Here is a 3,771-nt window from a genome sequence, read left to right as displayed (position 1 = left end):
GCGCTCGCCGAGCAGGCCTACGCGCGCGGCTGCGCGATCGTCGTCATCTCGCCCGGGGGCAGCCCGCTCGCCGAGGCGGCGCTGCAGGTCCGGGCGCTGCCGCTGCCCTTCGTCCCGTCCGACGTCGAGCCCGCCGAACCCGGTGGGCCCGCCGCCGAGCCGGACCTGCCCGCCGAGGACCCGGCCGCGCTCTGGGCCCACCTCGCGCCGCTGCTCGCGCTCACCCAGAAGCTCGGTGTCACCCAGTCGGCCTACGACGCGCTGCCGCTCGCCGCCGACCTGCTGGACGCCACCGCCGTCCGCTGCCGGCCGGACGCCGCCGCGTACACCAACCCGGCCAAGGGGCTGGCCGCCCGGCTGGCCGGGACCGTCCCGCTGCTCTGGGCCGAGGGCCCGGTGGCCGGCGCGGCGGCCGTCCGGTTCGCCGCCCAGCTCGCCGACCGGGCCGGCCGCCCCGCCCTGGCGGGTCTGCTGCCGCAGGCGCTCACCGCGCACCGGGGCATGTTCACCGGGCAGCTCGGCGCGGGCGCCGACCCCGACGACTTCTTCCGCGACCGGGTCGAGGAGCCGGACCCGCTGCACCTCCAGGTCCTGCTGCTGCGGCACGTCCCGGGCGAGGCCTCCGGCGGGCCGTCCGGTCCCGACCCGGCGGGGGAGGCGGACGGCGGTCCCGCCGAGGTGCCGTCCGACGACGCGGGCCCGCGCAGCTTCGGCGCCACCCGGGCGCACCGGCTCGCCACCGCCCACGACGTCCGGCTGACCGAGTACGCCAGCCGCCGCCCCGACCCGCTGCACGCGCTGGTCGACCTGGTCGCGCTCACCGACTTCGCCGCCGTCTACCTGGGCCTCGCCGCCGCGCGGTCCTGAGCCGACGGCGGGCGGCGCGGTACCGTATGCGGTCGACGGCGACCCGGACCCCGGGCGTCCGGGCACGGGCCGCGCGGACGGCCCCCGACGGAGGGACCTTCCGGGCATGAGCACCGAAGGCGGTACCAAGGCCCTGGTCGCGGCGCTGACCGCGAACCTGGGCATCGCGGTGAGCAAGTTCGTGGCCTTCGCGTTCTCCGGCTCGTCCTCGATGCTCGCGGAGGGCGTCCACTCGCTGGCCGACTCGGGCAACCAGGTGCTGCTGCTGGTCGGCGGCAAGCGGGCCCAGCGGGCCGCCACGCCCGAGCACCCGTTCGGGTACGGGCGCGAGCGGTACATCTACGCGTTCCTGGTGTCGATCGTGCTGTTCAGCGTCGGCGGCATGTTCGCGGTCTACGAGGGCTACGAGAAGATCGCCCACCCGCACGAGCTGGACAACTGGTACTGGCCGGTGGGCGTGCTGGTGTTCGCCATCGCGCTGGAGAGCTGGTCGTTCTTCACCGCGTTCCGCGAGGCCCGCAAGGACAAGGGGACGCACGGCTGGACGTCCTACATCCGCCGGGCCAAGGCGCCCGAGCTGCCGGTGGTCCTGCTGGAGGACACCGGCGCGCTGATCGGTCTGGTGCTGGCGCTGTTCGGCGTCGGACTGACCGCGGCCACCGGGGACGGCGTCTGGGACGGGATCGGCACGCTCTGCATCGGCCTGCTGCTGATCGTCATCGCGTTCGTGCTGGCGATCGAGACCCGCTCGCTGCTGCTCGGCGAGTCGGCCCACCCGGAGACGGTGGGACGGATCCGCGACGCGCTGGTCGACCACGACTCGGTCGCCCGGGTCATCCACATGCGCACCCTGCACCTCGGACCGGAGGAACTGCTGGTCGCCGCCAAGATCGCCGTCCCGGCCGACGCGACGGCGGCCGAGGTCGCCGAGGCCATCGACGCCGCCGAGGCGCGGGTCCGGCGGGCGGTGCCGATCGCCCGGGCGATCTACCTGGAGCCGGACATCTACAGCGCCGAGAAGGAGGCGGCGGGCGACGACCCGTACGCGACGCCCGGCGGGCCGGTCCCCGGCGGCGCGCACTGAGAGGCGCCGGGCGGCGGTGGTGCGGGAGGCCGAAAACGGCCGTAGCGGGCCGCCCTCCGGGGCCATCGGTGTAGATTCGTCCCCAGAGCCAGAACGTCGCTGCTGATGGCGGTCGATCGGCGGTCCGCCCCCGAAGGGGTGCGCGCCGGTCGAGGGAGAGAGGTCCTCCGACGGTTTGTGCCGAGCAGCAGGGCATCCGTGCCGCGCGGGCGACCGTGCCGCGCCGGGCGCCCTGGCGTCGTCGCACGCCCGTGCGGCCCGCCGTGCTGTGACGCACTCCAGGACCTTGGCCACGCCCCACCCGTCACGCGAGGAGCAGACGCATGCCGACCGACATCACCGGTGACTTCAAGGTCGCCGACCTTTCCCTGGCCCCGTTCGGCCGCAAGGAGATCCAGCTCGCCGAGCACGAGATGCCCGGCCTGATGGCGATCCGCGCCGAGTACGCCGAGTCGCAGCCGCTGGCCGGCGCCCGGATCACCGGCTCGCTGCACATGACCGTGCAGACCGCCGTGCTCATCGAGACCCTCACCGCCCTCGGCGCCGAGGTCCGCTGGTGCTCCTGCAACATCTTCTCCACCCAGGACCACGCCGCCGCGGCCATCGCCGTCGGTGCGGAGGGCACCCCGGAGAACCCGCAGGGCGTGCCGGTCTTCGCCTGGAAGGGCGAGACCCTGGACGAGTACTGGTGGTGCACCGAGCAGGCGCTGACCTGGCCGAACGGCCAGACCCCGAACATGATCCTGGACGACGGCGGCGACGCCACCCTGCTGATCCACAAGGGCGTCGAGTTCGAGAAGGCCGGTGCCGCGCCGGACCCGTCCACCGCCGACAACGACGAGTTCCGCATCATCCTCGAACTGCTCAACCGCACGCTCGTGGAGACCCCGAACAAGTGGACCGAGGTCGCCGCCACCATCAAGGGCGTCACCGAGGAGACCACCACCGGCGTCCACCGCCTGTACGAGATGCACCGCGACGGCAAGCTGCTGTTCCCGGCGATCAACGTCAACGACTCGGTCACCAAGTCGAAGTTCGACAACAAGTACGGCTGCCGCCACTCGCTGATCGACGGCATCAACCGTGCCACCGACGTCCTGATCGGCGGCAAGGTCGCGGTCGTCTGCGGCTACGGCGACGTCGGCAAGGGCTGCGCCGAGTCGCTGCGCGGCCAGGGCGCCCGGGTCATCGTCACCGAGATCGACCCGATCTGCGCGCTCCAGGCCGCGATGGACGGCTACCAGGTCACCACCCTGGACGAGGTCGTCGAGATCGCCGACATCTTCATCACCACCACCGGCAACAAGGACATCATCATGTCCTCGCACATGGCCCGGATGAAGCACCAGGCCATCGTCGGCAACATCGGCCACTTCGACAACGAGATCGACATGGCCGGCCTCGCCCAGCTCCCGGGTGTCGTGAAGACCGAGGTCAAGCCGCAGGTCCACGAGTGGCGCAAGGCCGACGGCCGCACCATCATCGTGCTGTCCGAGGGCCGCCTGCTGAACCTGGGCAACGCGACCGGCCACCCGTCGTTCGTGATGTCCAACTCCTTCGCCAACCAGACGATCGCCCAGATCGAGCTGTTCACGAAGACCGAGCAGTACCCGATCGGCGTCTACGTCCTGCCGAAGCACCTGGACGAGAAGGTCGCCCGCCTGCACCTCGACGCGCTGGGCGTGAAGCTGACCACCCTCAGCCAGGAGCAGGCCGACTACATCGGCGTCCCGGTCGAGGGCCCGTACAAGCCGGAGCAGTACCGCTACTGACCGGCCCCGCGCCGACGCACGCCGGTGGCCGGCACTCCCCCGCGGGGG

Annotated in this window: 3 protein-coding genes; all 3 read left to right on the top strand. The window is 72.7% G+C overall.

Annotation, left to right across the window (positions count from 1 at the left end; genetic code table 11):
- Nucleotides 1-867 (top strand): SIS domain-containing protein (locus tag ABD308_RS00045; RefSeq protein ID WP_344321692.1); only part of this gene is annotated, 867 nt, incomplete at its 5' end.
- Between the two features lie 106 nt (nucleotides 868-973).
- Complete coding sequence (locus tag ABD308_RS00040) at nucleotides 974-1,951, top strand: cation diffusion facilitator family transporter (RefSeq protein WP_344321684.1); 978 nt, start codon at nucleotides 974-976, stop codon at nucleotides 1,949-1,951.
- A gap of 323 nt (nucleotides 1,952-2,274) precedes the next feature.
- Nucleotides 2,275-3,723: an adenosylhomocysteinase gene (gene ahcY / locus ABD308_RS00035; RefSeq protein WP_344321663.1), complete on the top strand. Its 1,449-nt coding sequence runs from the start codon at nucleotides 2,275-2,277 to the stop codon at nucleotides 3,721-3,723.
- Nucleotides 3,724-3,771: the final 48 nt, after the last annotated feature.

The sequence above is a fragment of the Kitasatospora putterlickiae genome (assembly GCF_039527695.1).
GTDB classification, from domain to species: Bacteria; Actinomycetota; Actinomycetes; order Streptomycetales; family Streptomycetaceae; genus Kitasatospora; species Kitasatospora putterlickiae.
This window is presented reverse-complemented; position numbering and strand designations above follow the sequence as displayed.